The organism is Leptospira montravelensis (genome assembly GCF_004770045.1).
Lineage (GTDB): Bacteria > Spirochaetota > Leptospiria > Leptospirales > Leptospiraceae > Leptospira_A > Leptospira_A montravelensis.
In genome coordinates, this window is sequence record NZ_RQFO01000012.1 from 1 (window position 1) to 767 (window position 767).

1 protein-coding gene is annotated in these 767 nt (G+C 36.4%); it reads right to left on the reverse strand.

What is annotated here, in order from left to right; all coding sequences use genetic code 11:
- Positions 1–242: 242 nt before the first annotated feature.
- The coding region (locus tag EHQ31_RS09235) for a transposase (protein ID WP_208652759.1) at positions 243–767 on the reverse strand (525 nt) is incomplete at its 5' end.

Here is a 767-nt window from a genome sequence, read left to right on the forward strand (position 1 = left end):
ATAACGAACTAGCCTTAACGACGTAGGCTGACCCTGAGTCCCGTTAACGGGACGTTAGGGACTGGAACGACACTTGCGCAAGCAAGGGGAGTGCCAGAAGCCTATGTGTCGCAGACCGAGCGAGGCCGTAAGTGCCGAAGCGAAGCGTTAAGGCGCTGTTATATGCAGTGCCCTGGCTTGAATTTGATTTGTTAGCTATTTTTTTTCTCTAAGGAATTTAATAGTCCCAAGTTGAGTCAAAACTAAGCAACAAGTTTTGTAAAAAGATCTTCAGTAGGAGGATCCTTTCCAAATTTGATGTAAACAATATCTGGTACCTTGAATTCGTCAACTTCTTGTAGAAGTATCATTCTCTGATTACAGATCGGACAAGCTTTATGTATTTTGTAAGAATCGTCATTGCTCGAGTTTTGATCATTATCATTTGGAATGATTTCTAGTTCTAGATCGTGATTGTATAAACTATTAACGATAAGATATTTTTCTTTAGAAGCGGAACTGTAGAATCCAGAATAACGAATGGATTTAATGTTTTGTGGAATGATGTGTTTAATGTAACGATTTACGAATTCGTGGTTAGAAAAAGAGAAGGTTTTATCTTTTTTATGAATTTGCGTGGAACCATCTATTAAAAAATCAACCTGATTAAGATCGAGAGCATTTCCTTTAATAGTTTTGGAAAGGTAGTCAATGATTGGAAATGGAGACTCGTATTTATTAGAAATGAATGTATTCTCCTTATGTATTTTTTCTAAATTTTCTTTGAA